At 66.5% G+C, this 18,582-nt stretch carries 15 protein-coding genes; 11 read left to right on the top strand and 4 right to left on the bottom strand.

Annotated elements, in window-relative coordinates; genetic code table 11:
- The 6 genes from AC5P6X_RS16690 to AC5P6X_RS16665 form a co-directional block, all read left to right on the top strand.
- On the top strand, positions 1-472 hold a 472-nt coding region (locus AC5P6X_RS16690), incomplete at its 5' end, for a methyl-accepting chemotaxis protein (protein WP_495201458.1).
- Between the two features lie 37 nt (positions 473-509).
- Positions 510-1,379, top strand: a complete 870-nt coding sequence (locus AC5P6X_RS16685; protein ID WP_088436941.1) for a CheR family methyltransferase — start codon at positions 510-512, stop codon at positions 1,377-1,379.
- Positions 1,376-1,972, top strand: a complete 597-nt coding sequence (gene cheD / locus AC5P6X_RS16680; RefSeq protein WP_005409511.1) for a chemoreceptor glutamine deamidase CheD — start codon at positions 1,376-1,378, stop codon at positions 1,970-1,972. The genes AC5P6X_RS16685 and cheD overlap by 4 nt, the downstream gene beginning before the upstream one ends.
- Positions 1,969-3,042: a protein-glutamate methylesterase/protein-glutamine glutaminase gene (locus AC5P6X_RS16675; protein ID WP_108270017.1), complete on the top strand. Its 1,074-nt coding sequence runs from the start codon at positions 1,969-1,971 to the stop codon at positions 3,040-3,042. Before cheD ends, AC5P6X_RS16675 begins: the two co-directional genes overlap by 4 nt.
- Before the next feature lie 92 nt (positions 3,043-3,134).
- Positions 3,135-4,721 carry a hypothetical protein gene (locus AC5P6X_RS16670; RefSeq protein ID WP_049449855.1) on the top strand — a complete coding sequence of 529 codons (1,587 nt, stop codon included), beginning with the start codon at positions 3,135-3,137 and terminating at the stop codon, positions 4,719-4,721.
- Positions 4,722-4,811: 90 nt separating this feature from the next.
- Positions 4,812-5,756 carry a hypothetical protein gene (locus AC5P6X_RS16665; RefSeq protein ID WP_108270018.1) on the top strand — a complete coding sequence of 315 codons (945 nt, stop codon included), beginning with the start codon at positions 4,812-4,814 and terminating at the stop codon, positions 5,754-5,756.
- Between the two features lie 91 nt (positions 5,757-5,847).
- On the opposite strand, the gene acnB is transcribed toward AC5P6X_RS16665, so the two are convergent.
- From acnB to AC5P6X_RS16650, 3 genes are read right to left on the bottom strand one after another with little or no spacing between them, the layout of a single operon-like run.
- Positions 5,848-8,439, bottom strand: a complete 2,592-nt coding sequence (gene acnB / locus AC5P6X_RS16660) for a bifunctional aconitate hydratase 2/2-methylisocitrate dehydratase (protein ID WP_123958532.1) — start codon at positions 8,437-8,439, stop codon at positions 5,848-5,850.
- 43 nt (positions 8,440-8,482) lie between these two features.
- Positions 8,483-8,881, bottom strand: coding sequence for a type II toxin-antitoxin system VapC family toxin (locus tag AC5P6X_RS16655; protein WP_005409506.1), 399 nt, complete (start codon positions 8,879-8,881; stop codon positions 8,483-8,485).
- A gap of 6 nt (positions 8,882-8,887) precedes the next feature.
- Entirely contained in the window at positions 8,888-9,112 is a 225-nt protein-coding gene (locus tag AC5P6X_RS16650) for an AbrB/MazE/SpoVT family DNA-binding domain-containing protein (protein ID WP_005409505.1), read from the bottom strand.
- Positions 9,113-9,303: 191 nt separating this feature from the next.
- On the opposite strand from AC5P6X_RS16650, the gene bamE reads away from it, so the two are divergent.
- Both bamE and acnA read left to right on the top strand, forming a co-directional pair.
- A complete protein-coding gene (gene bamE, locus AC5P6X_RS16645) occupies positions 9,304-9,675 on the top strand; it encodes an outer membrane protein assembly factor BamE domain-containing protein (protein WP_005409504.1) in 372 nt (123 codons plus the stop codon).
- A gap of 260 nt (positions 9,676-9,935) precedes the next feature.
- Positions 9,936-12,689 (top strand): aconitate hydratase AcnA, encoded by a 2,754-nt coding sequence (acnA, locus tag AC5P6X_RS16640; RefSeq protein ID WP_495215531.1) that lies wholly within the window; start codon positions 9,936-9,938, stop codon positions 12,687-12,689.
- Positions 12,690-12,840: 151 nt separating this feature from the next.
- Here the strand turns inward: acnA and AC5P6X_RS16635 are convergent, their stop codons facing one another.
- Positions 12,841-14,391, bottom strand: a complete 1,551-nt coding sequence (locus AC5P6X_RS16635; RefSeq protein ID WP_005409502.1) for a BCCT family transporter — start codon at positions 14,389-14,391, stop codon at positions 12,841-12,843.
- Between the two features lie 170 nt (positions 14,392-14,561).
- On the opposite strand from AC5P6X_RS16635, the gene betI reads away from it, so the two are divergent.
- From betI to betA, 3 genes are all read left to right on the top strand, one after another.
- Entirely contained in the window at positions 14,562-15,152 is a 591-nt protein-coding gene (gene betI, locus AC5P6X_RS16630; protein ID WP_005409501.1) for a transcriptional regulator BetI, read from the top strand.
- Between the two features lie 38 nt (positions 15,153-15,190).
- Positions 15,191-16,663, top strand: coding sequence for a betaine-aldehyde dehydrogenase (gene betB, locus AC5P6X_RS16625; RefSeq protein ID WP_005409500.1), 1,473 nt, complete (start codon positions 15,191-15,193; stop codon positions 16,661-16,663).
- Positions 16,664-16,764: 101 nt separating this feature from the next.
- Positions 16,765-18,447, top strand: a complete 1,683-nt coding sequence (gene betA / locus AC5P6X_RS16620; protein WP_005409499.1) for a choline dehydrogenase — start codon at positions 16,765-16,767, stop codon at positions 18,445-18,447.
- The last annotated feature ends 135 nt before the right edge of the window (positions 18,448-18,582 follow it).

The raw sequence follows: 18,582 nt of genomic DNA, 5'->3' as shown, positions 1-18,582 counted from the left end.
GGAGATCAAGGGCCTGATCGATGATTCGGTCGGCAAGGTCGCCGAAGGCTCCAGCCTGGTGCACCAGGCCGGCAGCACCATGGGCGAGATCGTCGCCTCGGTGCAGCGCGTGACCGACATCATGGCCGAGATCTCCGCCGCCTCGCAGGAACAGTCGGCCGGCATCGAGCAGGTCAACCAGACCGTGGTGCAGATGGACGAGACCACCCAGCAGAATGCTGCACTGGTGGAAGAAGCCACCGCCGCCGCACGTGCGATGGAAGACCAGGCCGCGCAGCTGGCCGACGCCGTGGCGATCTTCCGCCTCGACAACCAGGTCTCGGCCGCGGTGAAGGCTGTCGCCGAACGCGTGGAACCGGCGCGCATCACCACCGTGGCACGTCCGCAGCCGACCAGCACGCCCACGCCGGTACGTCGCAGCAGCAACGCCAGCACCTTCGCCGCCAGCGACAGCGACTGGCAGGAATTCTGAGACCCACCCGCGGCGGCTTCGGCCGCCGCCTCTGCCGATGGACACGTCCCCCGTGCAAAGTCCTACTCCCATCGTCACCGGCCCGCGCGAGTTCGAGTTCGCCGACCGTGATTTCCGCCGCGTCTGCGACCTGATCTACCAGCGCGTGGGCATCGCCCTCGCACCGGCCAAGCGCGACATGGTCTATGGCCGTCTGTCGCGCCGCCTGCGCACGCTGGGCATGCGCAGCTTCCAGCAGTACCTGGACCATCTTGAGCAGGAAGACGGTGACGAGTGGCAGGCGTTCACCAACGCACTGACCACCAACCTGACCTCGTTCTTCCGCGAGCCGCACCACTTCGACAAGCTGCGCGAAGAACTGCAGCAGCGTTCCAGCCGTGCGCCGCTGCTGCTGTGGTCGTGCGCGGCGTCCACCGGTGAGGAACCCTATTCGATGGCGATCACCGCCTGCGAGGCCTTCGGTACGCTGAAGCCGCCGGTGCGCATCATCGCTACCGACGTCGATACCCAGGTACTGGCCACCGCCGGCCGCGGCGTCTACAACATCGACCGTGTCGCCAATCTCGACCCGGACCTGCGCCGCCGTTACTTCCAGCGTGGCAGCGGTCCCAACGAGGGGCAGTGCCGCGTGCTGCCGGCGCTGCGCGAGCTGATCGAGTTCCGTCCGCTGAACCTGCTCGCCCCGCGCTACGACGTCGGCGGCCCGTTCGACGCGCTGTTCTGCCGCAATGTGATGATCTACTTCGACAAGCCGACCCAGCGCGCCATCCTCGGCCGCCTGGTGCAGCACCTGGCCGACGATGGCCTGCTCTACACCGGACACTCGGAGAACTACCTGCACGCCGCCGACCTGATCCAGCCCTGCGGGCGCACCCTGTACCGCCGCGCGGCAAAGGCCGGCTCATGAACGCCTCACTGCGTACCGACGACGTGATGCGCTACCAGGATGCACGCTTCCAGACCCTTGCCGCCAAGCTGCTGCCCACCCAGTACCTGGTGGTCGATGACACCACCGCGCTGACCACCACCCTGGGTTCGTGCGTGGCCGCCTGCCTGCGCGACCCGGTGCTGAAGATCGGCGGCATGAACCACTTTCTGCTGCCCGAGGGCAACGCCGGCGACGGCGCGCCCGCGCGTTACGGCAGCTATGCGATGGAACTGCTGATCAATGACATGCTCAAGCGCGGCGCGCACCGCAAGCGCATCGAGGCCAAGGTGTTCGGCGGCGCCAACGTACTGAAGGGCTTCACCAGCAATCCGGTCGGTACCCGTAACGCCGAGTTCGTGCGCCAGTACCTGCAGGCCGAGCATATTCCGATCATCGCCGAGGACCTGTGCGGCATCCATCCGCGCAAGATCTGGTTCTTCGCCGACACCGGCCGTGTGGTGGTGCAGCGCCTGCCGCACGCCCACGAGGCCGAGGTGGCTGCCACCGAATCGGCAGTGCGTGCGCGCCTGTCCAAGGCCCCGGTCACCGGTGGCGTGGAGTTGTTCGAATGACCCTGACCGGCAACGCCCCCTGCCGGGTCCTGATCGTCGACGACTCCGCCGTCGTGCGCCAGATGCTCACGGAAATCCTGTCCAGCGATCCGGCCATCGACGTGGTCGGCACCGCTGCCGACCCGCTGCTGGCGCGCGAGAAGATCAAGCGTCTGGCCCCGGACGTGATCACGCTGGACGTGGAAATGCCACGCATGGACGGCCTCGCCTTCCTGGAAAACCTGATGCGGCTGCATCCACTGCCTGTGGTGATGATTTCCTCGTTGACCGAGCGCGGCGCCGATACCACGCTGCAGGCACTGGCACTGGGCGCCGTGGACTTCGTCTCCAAGCCCAAGCTGGACGTCGCACGCGGCCTGCAGGGCTACGCCGACGAGATCATCGCCAAGGTGAAGATGGCGGCGCGCTCGCGGGTGCGCCCGCTGGTGCGTGCTGCCGCTCCGAAACTCCTGCTGGAAGCAGCTCCTGCAATGCGCCCGGCTGCACCGCAGTTCCGCACCACCGACCGCCTGATAGCGATTGGTTCTTCGGCCGGCGGTACCGAGGCGCTGCGCGTGGTGCTGGAAGGCATGCCGGCCGATGCGCCTGCCGTGGTGATGACCCAGCACCTGCCTGCCAGCTTCAGCAGCGCCTTCGCCGAACGCCTGGACCGGCATTCCGCGATGGCCGTGCGTGAGGCCAGCGACGGCGAAGCTGTACTGCCCGGCCACGCCTACCTGCCGCCGGGCGGCAAGCACCTGCGGATCATCCGCGACGGTGCGCGCTGGCGCTGCCGCGTCGATGATGGTCCGGCAGTGAACCGGCACAAGCCAGCGGTCGATGTGCTGTTCCGCTCGGTCGCGCAGAATGCCGGCGGCAATGCCATCGGCGCCATCCTCACCGGCATGGGCGACGACGGCGCACGCGGCCTGCTGGAGATGCGCCAGGCCGGCGCGCCGACACTGGTCCAGGATGAAGCCACCAGCGTAGTCTGGGGCATGCCCGGCGCTGCCTTCAAACTGGGAGCGGCCGAAGAACAGGTGCCATTGGAACGGATCGCCGAACGACTCTTGGCGCTCGCCCGCGGCTGATCGTCCGCGGCATCGCACCGCCTGATTCCCTCTTTCAGATGCCGGCCCCGGAAGGGCCGGCACGGCTGTCGTGTTTTCCAAGGAGTTTGACCATGGCCCTGCGTCTCTTCCGTTACCAACCGTCACTGCTGGCGGCCGCTCTGCTGGCTCCGCTGGCAGCCACCGCTGCCGGCGTGCCGGCACCGCCGCAGGCCACCCCGGGGCTTCCCCCCGCCCCCGTCGCGAAGGGCACCGCCTGGACCGATCGCGTTCAGATCCAGAGTGGTCCGGATACCGCATCGAAGCGCCTCCACGCACCCGACGTGGCGTTGCGCATCGTCACCCCCGATGACAGCGAGTCGCTCACGCCAAAGGGCCTCGCACTGCTCTTCAGCGGCAATGAGCCGGACTACTTCCGGCGCAACACCCTGCCCGGCAGCATCGTCGAGAGCCAGGCGAGCCCCGCCACCACGCTGATGCCCAACGTAGCCAGGGCGCTGGTGGGTGGCTACTTCAGCTATGCGCCCGACGCGCTGCCCAACCAGAGCAGCACTCTGCGTTTCAGTGCAGACACCTGGGCGCTGGTGCACCAGGGCAACACGCGGAAGGATCCCCTTTACCGCCTCAACCACGTCAGCACGATCGAGCAACGCCGTGCCGATGGCACCCTGGCTGAAATCATCAGATGCAGTGACAGCGACGACCGGGCGACCCTGGGCGAGTGGCAGGCCAATGACTACGCCAGGCTCAAGATTGCCGCCCAGGTGATCACGATGAAGTGCACCGAGCAGCTCATCAAGCGAATACCGGCGATGTACCCTCGCCCGCTTGCTGCTGAAGATCTCACGGCCTACGCAGGCGGTGCCGTGCCGCCGGCACGGGTGCGCATCTATGCCAGCCTGGGGCGGACCACCACCCTGTACACCGACGCCGCCTGCCGCGAGGATTACCGTGACAGGATCGACGTCAAGTACAACAACGCCGGTGACAAGGGCGTGCTCGGCATCCCCGCCACGGAAACCTTGCGCAGCAAGGAGAACGAGCGGTTCTCCATGCTCAGCTACCAGGAGTACGAAGTCGCCGGCGGCAAGCCGCTGATTGTCGAAGCGCGCTTCGACGCATCAAGCCGCATGTACTGCGACGGGCAGTTGTCGGGTCAGTTCGTGGCCAGGCCCGGACAGGACTACGAAGTGGAAATGGAAGTGGCCGACAAGATGTGCCGCCTGCATCTGCGCCAGGTACACGCCGATGGCAGCACGACGCCACAGGTCGCACGCAAGACCCCCAGCACCTGTGAGGGCACGCGTGCGCCGGTCCGCATTGAACCGCGGCAGGACATGCAGGTCCTGCTGTTCAGCCCAGGCCAGCTGCAGATCCAGGATGCCCGCCAGGGCGGCGCACCGGAACGGTTGACCGACGACGCGGGCAGCACCGAGGCACTGCGGAAGATGCTGCAGCAGGCCAGCAGCAATCCCGGCACACGCCTGTGCGTGGTGGTACCGGCTACCGATTACAGCAGCGCCCTTCACGATGCCGTGCGCGAACGCGTACTGGACGCACCGCAGGTATTGCCCAGCCTGTGGGAAGAGGCGGCCACGGTGAACAGGCGCCGCAGTGCCGCCGCCGATGCTCCGGTCGACATCGCCGCTGCGATCGCCCATTGCAATGCGTTCCCGATCAGGGAGTTCGCGCCGCGCTGAGCAATCGCTCCCCTACCTTCGGCTTTCGCCGGGCATCAACCACCAGAGCGCGCACAGCGCCTCATCTTCGTTTCCCCAAGGAGTACTACCGTGGCATTACGCCCAACCTGCCTCACCGCCGCGATCGCGGCCACCCTGCTGCTGGCGCCGTCGGCCTACGCCAACGACGAAGCACCCACACCCACGCCTGCCGTGGCTTCCGCAGTCACCAGCGGATCAACGCTCGATCCAGCAACGGATGCGGCGACCGCGCCAGACGCGGCGCACGCCCCCACCGCGGCCGATCCGGCCATCGGGAATGTCACAGCCGCCGTGGCACCTCCTGTCGACTACAGCAGCCTGCAGCACATCAAGGTCACCTCCGGACTGGGTGCAGGCCCCAACGGCAATCGCGTGGGCGATCACGTGCTGCGCCTGGTGATGCGTGCCGATACCGCTGCCGTCACCGCGGCCAAGGTCGGCCTGTCTGCTCTTGCGTTCGTCACTGGCGTGGGTGACATCGGTACCAGCAACAGCTTCAGCAAGAACAACGTCCGTGGCGAGGACATCCACTCTGTGCCCAGCCCGGCCTTCGGCGCATTGCCCGGCATGATCCGCGAGCAGCTGGCACTCTATTTCGCGGCCCACCCCGGCGCCATTCCCAGCGACGAGCGCACCGTGGAAGCCAGCGCCGGCCAGTGGTCGCTGGTGTACCAGAAGCTCAGCGATGCAGAGACCCCCTACGAGCTGCGCCACGATGTAACCATCGGCTTCCCGGTGGTGCGCAAGCTGTTCCGCAGCGCCAGTGGCGGCCAGGGCGTGCACTGCCGGGACGAAGCACGGGTTGCCCCGCTGCAGGAATGGCAGGCAGACGACTATGCGAAGGTCAAGGCGGCGTCGCGTGAGTTCGCCGAGGCCTGCATCGCGCGTTTCGTGGCTGAGCTGCCCCGCCTGTTCCCCGATCATGGCGTTCTGCCGCAGCCTGCGGTGGAAGCCGAGCTTCCGGCGGAAACGCCGGCCGTGACCGAGGAAGCGGCGGCCGTTACCCAGGCCTGAACCTGGGTACGCCCCCAAATGAAGAACCCCCGGCTCTCACCGGGGGTTCTTCGTTTCAACGGCGTGCCGGCCAGCGGCCGGCACTACCGCATCAGGCAGCGACCGTGTTGGCCACGTCCTGGTATTCCTCGATCTGGTCGAAGTTCATGTAGCGGTAGATCTCCGCACCATTGGCGTTGATCACGCCGATGTCCGCCATGTACTCCTCCTTGGTCGGGATGCGGCCCAGACGCGAGCAGATCGCGGCCAGTTCGGCCGAACCCAGGTACACGTTGGTATTGCGGCCCAGGCGGTTCGGGAAGTTGCGGGTCGAGGTCGACATCGCGGTGGAGCCTTCGCGGATCTGCGCCTGGTTGCCCATGCACAGCGAGCAGCCCGGCATTTCCATGCGGGCGCCAGTGGCGCCGAAGGTGCCATACACGCCTTCCTTGGTCAGCTCCGAGGCGTCCATCTTGGTCGGCGGGGCCACCCACAGGCGGGTCGGCAGGTCACGCTTGCCTTCCAGCAGCTTGGCAGCGGCACGGAAGTGACCGATGTTGGTCATGCACGAACCGATGAACACTTCGTCGATCTTGGCGCCAGCGACTTCGGACAGGGTCTTCACGTCGTCCGGATCGTTCGGGCAGGCCACGATCGGCTCGTGGATGTCGGCCAGGTCGATCTCGATGACGGCGGCGTACTCGGCGTCGGCATCCGGCTCCAGCAGCTGCGGGTTGGCCAGCCACGCCTCCATCTTCTCGATGCGACGCTGAAGCGAACGCGGATCCTGGTAGCCCTCGGCAATCATCCACCTCAGCAGGGTGATGTTGCTGGTCAGGTACTCGATGATCGGTTCCTTGTTCAGGCGCACCGAGCAACCGGCCGCCGAACGTTCTGCCGAGGCGTCGGACAATTCGAACGCCTGTTCGACCTTCAGCTCCGGCAGGCCTTCGATTTCCAGGATGCGGCCGGAGAAGATGTTCTTCTTGCCAGCCTTGGCCACGGTCAGCAGGCCCGACTTGATCGCGTACAGCGGGATCGCGTTGACCAGGTCACGCAGGGTCACGCCCGGCTGCATCTTGCCCTTGAAGCGCACCAGCACCGACTCCGGCATGTCCAGCGGCATCACGCCGGTGGCCGCAGCGAAGGCGACCAGGCCCGAACCGGCCGGGAACGAAATGCCCACCGGGAAGCGGGTGTGCGAGTCACCACCGGTACCCACGGTGTCCGGCAGCAGCATGCGGTTGAGCCAGCTGTGGATCACGCCGTCGCCCGGGCGCAGCGAAACGCCGCCACGGGTGGAGATGAACTCCGGCAGGGTGTGGTGGGTCTTCACGTCCACCGGCTTCGGGTAGGCGGCGGTGTGGCAGAACGACTGCATCACCAGATCGGCCGAGAAGCCCAGGCAGGCCAGGTCCTTAAGCTCGTCACGGGTCATCGGGCCGGTGGTGTCCTGCGAGCCGACCGAGGTCATCTTCGGTTCGCAGTAGGTGCCCGGGCGCATGCCCTGGCCTTCAGGCAGGCCACAGGCGCGGCCGACCATCTTCTGTGCCAGCGAGAAGCCCTTGCCGGTGTCGGCCGGCTGCACCGGCAGGCGGAACAGGTTGGTCGGGGCCAGGCCCAGCGCTTCGCGCGCCTTGCCGGTCAGGCCACGGCCGATGATCAGCGGAATGCGGCCACCGGCACGCACTTCGTCGAACAGCACTTCGGACTTGACCTGGAACTCGGCGATCACTTCACCGTTCTTCAGCGCCTTGCCTTCGTACGGACGCAGCTCGACCACATCGCCGTGCTCCATCTTCGACACGTCCAGCTCGATCGGCAGTGCGCCGGCATCTTCCATGGTGTTGTAGAAGATCGGGGCGATCTTCGAACCCAGGCAGACGCCACCGGCGCGCTTGTTCGGGATGAACGGAATGTCATCACCGGTCCACCACAGCACGCTGTTGGTGGCCGACTTGCGCGAGGAGCCGGTACCGACCACGTCGCCGACATAGGCAACCAGGTGGCCCTTGTCCTTCAGGTCGAGGATCTGCTGGATCGGGCCGCGCTTGCCGTCTTCTTCCGGGGTGAACGGCGCGTCGTCGCGCTTGTTCTTCAGCATCGCCAGGGCGTGCATCGGGATGTCCGGGCGGGTGGTCGCATCCGGTGCCGGCGACAGGTCGTCGGTGTTGGTCTCGCCAGGCACCTTGAACACGGTGACGGTCAGGCTCTGCGGCACTTCCGGGTTGCTGGTGAACCACTCGGCATCGGCCCAGCTCTGCAGCACGGCCTGGGCGTTGGCGTTGCCGGCCTTGGCCTTTTCCTGCACGTCGTGGAACGCGTCGAACACCAGCAGCGTCTTCTTCAGGCCGTTGGCGGCGATGGTGCCGACGCTGGTGTCGTCCAGCAGCTGCACCAACGGCGCAACGTTGTAACCGCCGAGCATGGTGCCCAGCAGTTCGGTGGCGCGCTCGCGGCTGATCAGCGGGTTCTGCTCGCTGCCCAGCGCGATCGCGGCCAGGTACGAGGCCTTGACCTTGGCTGCGTCATCGACGCCGGCCGGCACGCGGTGGGTCAGCAGGTCGAGCAGGAACTCGGCCTCGCCCTGCGGCGGGTTCTTCAGCAGTTCGATGACATCGGCCGTCTGCTGCGCGCTCAGCGGCAGCGGCGGGATGCCAAGCGCAGCGCGCTCGGCGACGTGGTGGCGGTAGGCTTCCAACATGACAACTCCCGGGTAATGCGTAGGTTGAAATAACAAAGTGGGCTCAGGCTTGCGGCACGATCAGCTTCAGGCCCTTGAAGTAGTCGCGGTAAAACGTGTCGTTCCAGGTGATCAGGCCGTCGCACTGCAGCAGTGCGTGGGCGCCGACCATGAATTCGTCCAGGCTGCGGCGGCTGCCGCCGCGCTGGCGATGACGGCGGTGCATCTCGCCGGCGCGCAGTGCCGACTTGGCTTCCATCGGGTTGAAATGCACGCCCATCTCTTCCAGCGCTTCGAGCACTTCGGCACCGCCGCGCAGCGAAGCGCAGACTTCGGCCAACGTCGCGCCACAGACCACCACGCGGCCGCCGACCAGGCTCTGCCGCAGGATGGCTTCCACGGCATCGGCCTGCGGACCATTGCTGAGCAGCTCGACCAGCACCGGTGAATCGACGGCGATCATCACGGCTTACTCCTCGTCACGCACCGCGCGCACCGCCGCGTCGGACGATTCGAAGCCGTCCAGCGCGAACTTGCCGCGCGCCCGTGAAATGGCATCGTCAACACTCTTGCGCAGGATGATGCGGCTGCCGTCCAGCTCGACCTTCAGCAGCGTGCCCTTGGTCAGGCCGAGGGCATCACGCACCGCCTTGGGCAGGGTGATCTGTCCGCGTTCAGCAACGGTGGCTTCCATGGGGGTACGCCTCAAAAAGTATGCATGAATTATACATACTCGCAGTATCTGGAACAAACCCGCCCAATCCGTGACCGCGATCCTGCGCTGGTCGCATCCGGGGGTTAGACTGGCTCCGCAGCGACCTGCTGCGGCCCCGGGCTGGACGCACCGCGTGCCGCCCGCACCTACCCGCCATAAAAGGATGTTCCATGCGCGCCTTGACCCTTGCCCTGATGCTGGCTGCCCCGCTGGCCCTTTCGACGACGGCAGCCCACGCCAATCCGTTCGGCGCCTACACCACCGGCGTCGAGATCACCCAACAGCAGATGGACACCCTGGAAGTCGGCAAGACCAGCCAGGACCAGGTCCGTGAGAAGTTCGGCGCACCCGGCCGCCGCGAACAGCTGGGCGACACGCAGGTCTGGTACTACGACTACGTGAAGATCAAGACCTTCGGCAAGAACATCCAGGAAGCGACCGTCCTGGAATTCAACAAGCAGGGTGTGCTGACGGCCAAGTCCAAGAGCAACGCTGTTGGCAAGACCGGCAATCCGCTGCTGGATGCCGCCAACGGCAAGTAAGTCCTGCTCGACACGCACTTCCGGACGGGGCGCCCATGGGCGTCCCGTCTGCGTTCTGGCCAGCGGGCGACGACCGCACGCGCTGACACGAAGGCTACACACACCGCTGTAACCTTGCGTTCCAAGCCAGCCGGGTCATTGCCGGGCGCTGGATCGCCGATACTGGGCAGGATCCGGGGCCGGAATGCCACCGGCGACCACAAGCAGGCCCCTGCACGCACGGGCCAGAGCAAGCCATCCGCAAGAAGGAGTTACCCCGCATGAGCGATTCGTTCTCCACCCGCAGCCAGCTGAACGTCGGCGGCAAGACCTACGACTACTTCAGCCTGCCCACGCTGGGCCAGCGTTTCGATATCTCCCACCTGCCCTACTCGATGAAGATCCTGCTGGAGAACCTGCTCCGGCACGAGGACGGCGGCATCACCGTCGGCAAGGACCACATCGAAGCCGTGGCCCGCTGGAATCGGGCGGCAGAACCGGACACCGAGATCGCCTTCATGCCGGCGCGCGTGGTCCTGCAGGACTTCACCGGCGTGCCCTGCGTGGTCGACCTGGCCGCGATGCGCGATGCGGTGGTCAAGCTCGGCGGCTCGCCGGAGCAGATCAACCCGCAGATTCCCTCCGAACTGGTCATCGACCACTCGGTGCAGGTCGATGTGTTCGGCAAGCCGGACGCACTGGACCTCAACGGCAAGATCGAATTCCAGCGCAACCAGGAACGCTACGGCTTCCTGCGCTGGGGCCAGAAGGCCTTCGACAACTTCAAGGTGGTGCCGCCGAACACCGGCATCGTCCACCAGGTGAACCTGGAAAACCTCGCCCGCGTGGTGATGACCGCGGAGAAGGATGGCAAGGCCGTGGCCTACCCCGATACCGTGTTCGGTACCGACAGCCACACCACCATGATCAACGGCATCGGCGTGCTGGGCTGGGGTGTGGGCGGCATCGAAGCGGAGGCCGCCATGCTCGGCCAGCCATCGTCGATGCTGATCCCGCAGGTGGTCGGCTTCAAGCTGACCGGCAAGCTGCCCGAGGGTGCCACCGCCACCGACCTGGTGCTGACCGTCACCCAGATGCTGCGCAAGCTGGGCGTGGTCGGCAAGTTCGTCGAGTTCTACGGTGACGGCCTGCAGCACTTGCCGCTGGCCGACCGCGCCACCATCGGCAACATGGCCCCGGAATACGGCGCCACCTGTGGCATCTTCCCGATCGACGCCGAGTCGCTGAACTACCTGCGCCTGTCCGGCCGCAGCGAAGAGCAGATCAACCTGGTCGAGGCCTACGCCAAGGCGCAGGGCCTGTGGCACGAGCCGGGCAGCCCGCACGCCCAGTACAGCACCACGCTGGAACTGGACATGGGCACGGTGAAGCCGTCGCTGGCCGGCCCGAAGCGCCCGCAGGACCGCGTGCTGCTGGAAGACGTGCAGAAGAACTACCGTGAAGCCCTGGTCGGCATGACCGCCAACCGTGACAAGCGCAGCGACGACGTCTCCTCGTTCGTCAACGAAGGCGGCGGCGCCGCGGTCGGCAACGAGCAGCTGGCCAAGGGCTTCGCCGACATCGAGATCGAAGGCCGCAAGGTCCGCCTGAAGGACGGCGCGGTGGTCATCGCTGCCATCACTTCGTGCACCAACACCTCCAACCCGGCGGTGATGATCGGCGCCGGCCTGCTGGCCCGCAATGCGGCCGCCAAGGGCCTGAACCGCCAGCCGTGGGTGAAGACCTCGCTCGGGCCGGGCTCGCGGGTGGTCACCGATTACCTGGAAAAGGCCGGCGTACTGAAGGAGCTGGAAAAGATCGGCTTCTACGTGGTCGGCTACGGCTGCACCACCTGCATCGGCAACTCCGGCCCGCTGCCGACCGAAGTCAGCGCCGGCATCGCCACCGGCGACCTGGTGGTCACCTCGGTGCTGTCGGGCAATCGCAACTTCGAGGGCCGCGTACACCCCGAAGTGAAGATGAACTACCTGGCCAGCCCGCCGCTGGTGGTGGCCTACGCCATCGCCGGCACCACCGACATCGACCTGACCACCCAGCCGCTGGGTACCGGCAGCGATCGCCAGCCGGTGTTCCTGCGCGACATCTGGCCGAGCAACAAGGAAATCGGTGACGTCATCGCCGCCACCATCGGCCCGGAGATGTTCAAGCAGAACTACGCGGATGTGTTCAAGGGTGACACCCGCTGGAACACCATCGCCTCGCCGGACGGCAACCTGTACGCGTGGAGCGATGCGTCCACCTACATCAAGAACCCGCCGTACTTCGATGGCATGACCATGCAGACCGGCAGCATCGACGACGTGCATGGTGCGCGCGTGATGGGCCTGTTCGGCGATTCGATCACCACCGACCACATCTCCCCGGCCGGCAACATCAAGAAGGACTCGCCGGCGGGCCGCTTCCTGCAGGAACGTGGCGTGCAGCCGGCCGACTTCAACAGCTACGGCAGCCGCCGCGGCAATGATGACGTGATGGTGCGCGGCACCTTCGCCAACATCCGCATCAAGAACCTGATGTTCGGTGGCGAGGAAGGCGGCAACACCCTGTACTACCCGGCCGGTGGCGGCCAGCCGGAAAAGCTGGCGATCTACGATGCGGCCATGAAGTACAAGGCCGACAAGGTGCCGCTGGTGGTGCTGGCCGGCAAGGAATACGGTACCGGCTCGTCGCGTGACTGGGCTGCCAAGGGCACCCTGCTGCTGGGGGTGAAGGCGGTCATCGCCGAAAGCTTCGAGCGCATCCACCGCTCCAACCTGGTCGGCATGGGCGTGCTGCCGCTGCAGTTCCGCAACGGCGAGAACGCGCAGAGCCTGGGCCTGGACGGCTCGGAAGTGATCGACATCACCGGCCTGCAGGATGGCGCCAGCAAGCGCGCCACGGTCACCGCGACCAAGGCCGATGGCACGAAGAAGACCTTCGAGGTGTCGGTGATGCTGCTGACCCCGAAGGAAGTCGAATACTTCCGTCATGGTGGCCTGCTGCAGTACGTGCTGCGCCAGTTGGCCAGCAAGTAACGTTCCGCTCTCGGTAGAGTCGACTGCTAGTCGACTACCCAACAAAAGGGCCGGATCCTCGCGGATCCGGCCCTTCCTGTTTCTCTGCAGCCAGGCATGGCCTGGCTCTACCGCATCTCCGGCGGCACCGGGATGGGCGCCAGGTGCGCGCTCAGCGGCGCGGCGCGTCCGGGTCGGTGCGCAGCGCCTTCAGCAGGCCCCACATGTAGAACGCCAGGGTGAACGAGAACGGCAGGCCGCACAGCACCACCGCCGTCTGCATTGCGCTGAAATTGCCGGCCAGCAGCAGCCCGACGCTGGCCACGGTGATGCCGACGGCCCAGAACACGCGCAGCCAGATCGGCGCGTCATGGCCGTCTTCCACCCCATCGTCAACGCGACGGGTACACAGGTTGGCGATCATCAGCGTGCCCGAATCGACCGGGGTCAGGAACAGCACGAAGCCGATCACCACTGCGGCACCGGCCACGTACGGCGCGGCGGGCAGGTATTCCAGCAGCTTGAACAGCGTCATCGCCGCATCGTGCTGGGCCACGTCACCCAGGATCGCCTGGCCATGGTTGAGCACCAGGTCGATGGCGGTGTTGCCGAAGATCGACAGCCACGCCAGGGTGAAGCCGAGCGGGATCAGCAGCACGCCCATGATCACTTCGCGGATGGTGCGGCCACGCGAGATGCGTGCCACGAAAAGGCCGACGAACGGCGCCCAGGCGATCCACCAGGCCCAGTAGAACAGCGTCCACGAGCCCATCCACTCACGGCCCTTCGGGTCGTTGAGGTACATGTCGAAACTCTTGCGCACGAACGCACCGAGGTAATCGCCGGTGTTCTGGATCAGGCCATCGAACAGGTGCAGGGTCGGGCCGGTGACCAGCACGAACAGCAGCAGGCCGCACAGCAGGCGCACGTTGAGGTTGGACAACCAGGCAATGCCCTTCTCCACACCGGCGACCACGCCGATGGTGGCCACCACCATCATCACCAGCACGATCGCCACCAGCACCTGCGGCGTATCCGGGATGTGGAACAGGTAGACCAGGCCGGACTGCACCACCAGCGCACCGATGCCGAGGTTGGTAACCATCGAGATCAGCGTGGCGAGGATACCGAAGCCATCGACCATGTCGCCGATGCGGCCATGGATGCGCTCTCCGAAGATCGGATACAGCGCCGAGCGCAGCGCCAGCGGCAGGTCACGGCGGTAGGCGAAATAGCCCAGCGCAACGCCGACCAGCGCATACAGCGCCCAGCCGTGCAGGCCCCAGTGCAGGAAGGTCAGCACCATCGCCTCGCGGCCGGCGGCCACGGTGCCGCCGGGTTGCCCGGGCGGATGCAGGAAGTGGTCCAGCGGCTCGTAGGCGCCGTAGTACAGCAGCGCGATGCCGATGCCGGCCGAGAACAGCATCGAGACCCAGGCGACGTAGCCGAAGGCCGGCGATTCCTCGTTGTGACCCAGGCGGATGCGGCCATACGGCGAGAACGCCAGCCACAGCACGAAGCCCAGGCACAGCACGATCAGCAGCATGTACCACCAGCCGAACGCGGCCGACACCTCGGCCTGCGCCCATTGCAGCCAGTGCTCGCTGCCTTCGGGATAGAGAACGGTGAGCAGCCCGAGGATGCCGATCGACACCGAGGAGCTGAAGAAGACAAAACGGTTCAAGCGCAGGGGCGAACGCTTGGGATGAGCCAGGGAAGACATGGGGTCGTCTCATCAAGTCCGAGGGAGCACATGGGCGGGGCCGGACCGGTAAACCGGGCCCATGGCGTGGGGCGCGAGCGCATCCTAGGGTTTATTGATTGAACGTTCAATCAATAAAAAGCATAATGGCGGGCAGCCCGATCCTTCGGGTCGCAATCCGTGGAGAGACAATGCCGAAGAAAGGCGTGGAACCGGTACGGCGCGAACAGCTGATCCGGGCCACTTTCCAGACCATCGACGAGATCGGCATGGCCGATGCGACCGTCGCCACCATCGCGAAGAAGGCAGGGCTGTCCAGCGGCATCGTCGCCCACTACTTCGGCGACAAGGACGGCCTGCTCAATGCTGCAATGCGGCAGATCCTGCGCGAGCTGAAGGACGCGGTCGCCCGCTACCGCGCCGACGCCAGCGACGACCCGCGCGAGCAGCTGCGCGCCATCGTCGACGGCAACTTCGACGACAGCCAGATCAACGGCACCGCGATGCGCGTCTGGCTCACCTTCTGGGCCGCGAGCATGCACCAGCCGGAACTGGCCCGGCTGCAGCGCGCCAACGACCAGCGCCTGTTCTCCAACCTGTGCCACCAGTTCAACCGCCTGCTGCCCCACCCGCAGGCCCGCCTGGCCGCCCGCGGGCTGGCCGCGATGATCGATGGCCTGTGGCTGCGCGGCAGCCTGGTCGGCGGCCAGTTCAACGCCGAGAAGTCCCGGCGCATCGCTTACGGCTACATCGACTTCCAGTTGCAGGCTGTCGCGCTATAAGCGCTTCAGCACCCGCCCCCTTCCAAGGAGTACGCCCCATGACCACCCTGCCCGTCCAACAGCTCTACATCCACGGCCAGCGCGTCGATGCCACCAGCGGCAAGACCTTCAAGACCGTCAACCCGGCCACCGGTGAGGTGATCGCCGAAGTGCAGGTTGCCAGCCAGGCCGACGTCGAGCGTGCCGTGCAGAGCGCGTCCGAAGGCCAGAAGGTGTGGGCCGCGATGACCGCGATGGAACGCTCGCGCATCCTGCGCCGCGCCGTCGAGATCCTGCGTGAGCGCAACGACGAACTGGCCCACCTGGAAACCCTGGACACCGGCAAGGCGCTGGCCGAAACCACCACCGTGGACATCGTCACCGGCGCCGACGTGGTCGAGTACTACGCCGGCCTGGCCACCGCCATCGAAGGCATCCAGCTGCCGCTGCGCGAATCGAGCTTCTTCTACACCCGTCGCGAGCCGCTGGGCGTGGTCGCCGGCATCGGCGCCTGGAACTACCCGATCCAGATCGCCATGTGGAAGTCGGCCCCGGCGCTGGCCGCCGGCAACGCGATGGTGTTCAAGCCTTCGGAAGTGACCCCGCTGACCGCGATCCGGCTGGCCGAGATCTACACCGAAGCCGGCGTGCCGGCTGGCGTGTTCAACGTCGTGCAGGGCCCGGGCCGCGAGATCGGCCAGTGGCTGACCGAGCACCCGGTGATCGAGAAGATCTCCTTCACCGGCGGCGTCGCCACCGGCAAGAAGGTCATGGCCAGCGCCGCGTCCTCCTCGCTGAAGGAAGTGACCATGGAGCTGGGCGGCAAGTCGCCGCTGGTGATCTGCGATGACGCCGACCTGGACCGCGCCGCCGACATCGCGGTGATGGCCAACTTCTTCAGCTCCGGCCAGGTCTGCACCAACGGCACCCGCGTATTCGTGCCGCGCAGCATGCTCGCCGCGTTCGAGGCCGCCGTTGTCGAGCGCGTCAAGCGCATCCGCATCGGCGACCCGATGGCCGCCGAAACCAACTTCGGCCCGCTGACCAGCTTCCCGCACATGGAAAACGTGCTGCGCTACATCGAAAGCGGCAAGGCCGAAGGCGCCCGCCTGCTGACCGGCGGTGGCCGTGCCACCGAAGGCGCGCTGGCCAATGGCGCCTACGTTCTGCCGACCGTGTTCTCCGACTGCCGCGATGACATGACCATCGTCAAGGAAGAGATCTTCGGGCCGGTCATGAGCATCCTCGCCTACGACGACGAAGACGAAGTGGTGCGTCGCGCCAACGACACCACCTTCGGTCTGGCCGCCGGCGTGGTCAGCAAGGACATCAGCCGCGCCCACCGCATCATCCACCGCCTGGAAGCCGGCATCTGCTGGATCAATACGTGGGGTGAGTCTCCGGCCGAAATGCCGGTCGGTGGCTACAAGGAATCCGGCGTCGGCCGCGAGAACGGCATCTCCACCCTCGGCCACTACACCCGCATCAAGTCGGTGCAGGTGGAACTGGGCGACTACGCCAGCGTGTTCTGACCGGCGCGCCCCGAGCGCGCACCCTCGTCCGGCCACCGCGCCGATCCGACATTCCGCCGGGACGCCTGCATGCAGCGCGCCCCGGCCTGCAGGAGACACCCATGAGCACCCACAACGAGTACGACTACATCATCATCGGCGCCGGTTCGGCCGGCAACGTGCTGGCTACCCGCCTCACCGAAGATGCCGATGTCAGCGTGCTGCTGCTGGAAGCCGGTGGCCCGGACTACCGGCTCGACTTCCGTACCCAGATGCCGGCGGCACTGGCCTTCCCGCTGCAGGGCAAGCGCTACAACTGGGCGTACAAGACCGATCCCGAGCCCTTCATGAACAACCGCCGCATGGACTGCGGCCGCGGCAAGGGCCTGGGCGGCTCGTCGCTGATCAACGGCATGTGCTACATCCGCGGCAACGCGATGGATTACGACAACTGGGCCAGCATGCCGGGCCTGGAAGACTGGACCTACCTGGACTGCCTGCCGTACTTCCGCAAGGCGGAAACCCGCGACATCGGCCCCAATGACTACCACGGTGGCGACGGCCCGCTGCGGGTGACCACGCCGAAGGCCGGCAACAACGAGCTGTTCGCTGCGATGGTCGAAGCCGGCGTGCAGGCCGGCTACCCGCGCACCGACGACCTCAACGGCTACCAGCAGGAAGGCTTCGGCCCGATGGACCGCACGGTGACCCCGAAGGGCCGTCGCTCCAGCACCGCCCGTGGTTACCTGGACCTGGCCAAGCCGCGCCCGAACCTGACCATCGTCACCCACGCGCTTACCGACCGCATCCTGTTCTCGGGCAAGCGTGCGGTGGGCGTGCAGTGGCTGCACAACGACCAGCCGCAGCGTGCCACCGCGCGCCGCGAAGTGCTGCTGTGTGGCGGTGCCATCGCCTCGCCGCAGATCCTGCAGCGTTCGGGCGTCGGCCCGGCCGACCTGCTGCGCAGCCTGGACATCGACCTGGTGCACCACCTGCCGGGCGTCGGCGCCAACCTGCAGGACCACCTGGAGATGTACCTGCAGTACGAGTGCAAGAAGCCGGTCTCGCTGGCACCGGCACTGAAGCTGTACAACCAGCCGGCCATCGGCGCCGAGTGGCTGTTCCTGGGCACCGGCATCGGCGCCAGCAACCAGTTCGAGGCCGGCGGCTTCATCCGCAGCGACGCCGAATTCGACTGGCCGAACCTGCAGTACCACTTCCTGCCGGTGGCGATCAATTACAACGGCTCCAACCCGATCAAGGCGCACAGCTTCCAGATGCACGTCGGTTCGATGCGCTCGCCCAGCCGCGGCCGCATCCACGTGCGTTCGAAGGATCCGCGCGAACATCCGAGCATCCTCTTCAACTACATGTCGCATGAGCAGGACTGGCGCGAGTTCCGCGCGGCGATCCGCATCACCCGCGAGATCTTCGCGCAGCCGGCGCTGGCACCGTACAGCGGCCGCGAGATTTCCCCGGGCAGCGCGCTGCAGACCGATGCGCAGATCGATGCGTTCGTCCGCGAACATGCCGAGACCGCCTACCACCCGTCGTGCTCGAACAAGATGGGCCACGCCGATGACCCGATGGCGGTGGTCGACGGCCAGGGCCGCGTGCACGGGCTGGAAGGCCTGCGCATCGTCGATGCCTCGATCATGCCGCAGGTGGTGACCGGCAACCTCAACGCGCCGACCATCATGATGGCCGAGAAGCTGGCCGACGTGATCCGCGGCCGCACCCCGCTGGCCCGCAGCACCGCGCCGTACTACAAGGCCAACGGTGCACCGGTGCGCAAGCAGGACTGACGCAAGCGCCCCGCTTGGCGACACGGTAGTGCCGGCCGCTGGCCGGCATCCACCGGAATCCCGATCGAGCGCAGATGCCGGCCAGCGGCCGGCACGACCAAGCAAAGAGGCCCTTCGGGGCCTCTTCGCGTTTTC

Source organism: Stenotrophomonas sp. YJH_SMC_40, assembly GCF_059368615.1.
Note: the sequence above shows the minus strand (reverse complement) of the source record. Positions and strands in the feature narration are given on the sequence as shown.

Coding starts and splice junctions, on each gene's coding strand:
- AC5P6X_RS16685 (WP_088436941.1), top strand. CDS start 510: ATGGACACGTCCCCCGTGCAAAGTCCTACTCCCATCGTCACCGGCCCG.
- cheD (WP_005409511.1), top strand. CDS start 1,376: ATGAACGCCTCACTGCGTACCGACGACGTGATGCGCTACCAGGATGCA.
- AC5P6X_RS16675 (WP_108270017.1), top strand. CDS start 1,969: ATGACCCTGACCGGCAACGCCCCCTGCCGGGTCCTGATCGTCGACGAC.
- AC5P6X_RS16670 (WP_049449855.1), top strand. CDS start 3,135: ATGGCCCTGCGTCTCTTCCGTTACCAACCGTCACTGCTGGCGGCCGCT.
- acnB (WP_123958532.1), bottom strand. CDS start 8,439: ATGTTGGAAGCCTACCGCCACCACGTCGCCGAGCGCGCTGCGCTTGGC.
- AC5P6X_RS16655 (WP_005409506.1), bottom strand. CDS start 8,881: ATGATCGCCGTCGATTCACCGGTGCTGGTCGAGCTGCTCAGCAATGGT.
- AC5P6X_RS16650 (WP_005409505.1), bottom strand. CDS start 9,112: ATGGAAGCCACCGTTGCTGAACGCGGACAGATCACCCTGCCCAAGGCG.
- bamE (WP_005409504.1), top strand. CDS start 9,304: ATGCGCGCCTTGACCCTTGCCCTGATGCTGGCTGCCCCGCTGGCCCTT.
- acnA (WP_495215531.1), top strand. CDS start 9,936: ATGAGCGATTCGTTCTCCACCCGCAGCCAGCTGAACGTCGGCGGCAAG.
- AC5P6X_RS16635 (WP_005409502.1), bottom strand. CDS start 14,391: ATGTCTTCCCTGGCTCATCCCAAGCGTTCGCCCCTGCGCTTGAACCGT.
- betI (WP_005409501.1), top strand. CDS start 14,562: ATGCCGAAGAAAGGCGTGGAACCGGTACGGCGCGAACAGCTGATCCGG.
- betB (WP_005409500.1), top strand. CDS start 15,191: ATGACCACCCTGCCCGTCCAACAGCTCTACATCCACGGCCAGCGCGTC.
- betA (WP_005409499.1), top strand. CDS start 16,765: ATGAGCACCCACAACGAGTACGACTACATCATCATCGGCGCCGGTTCG.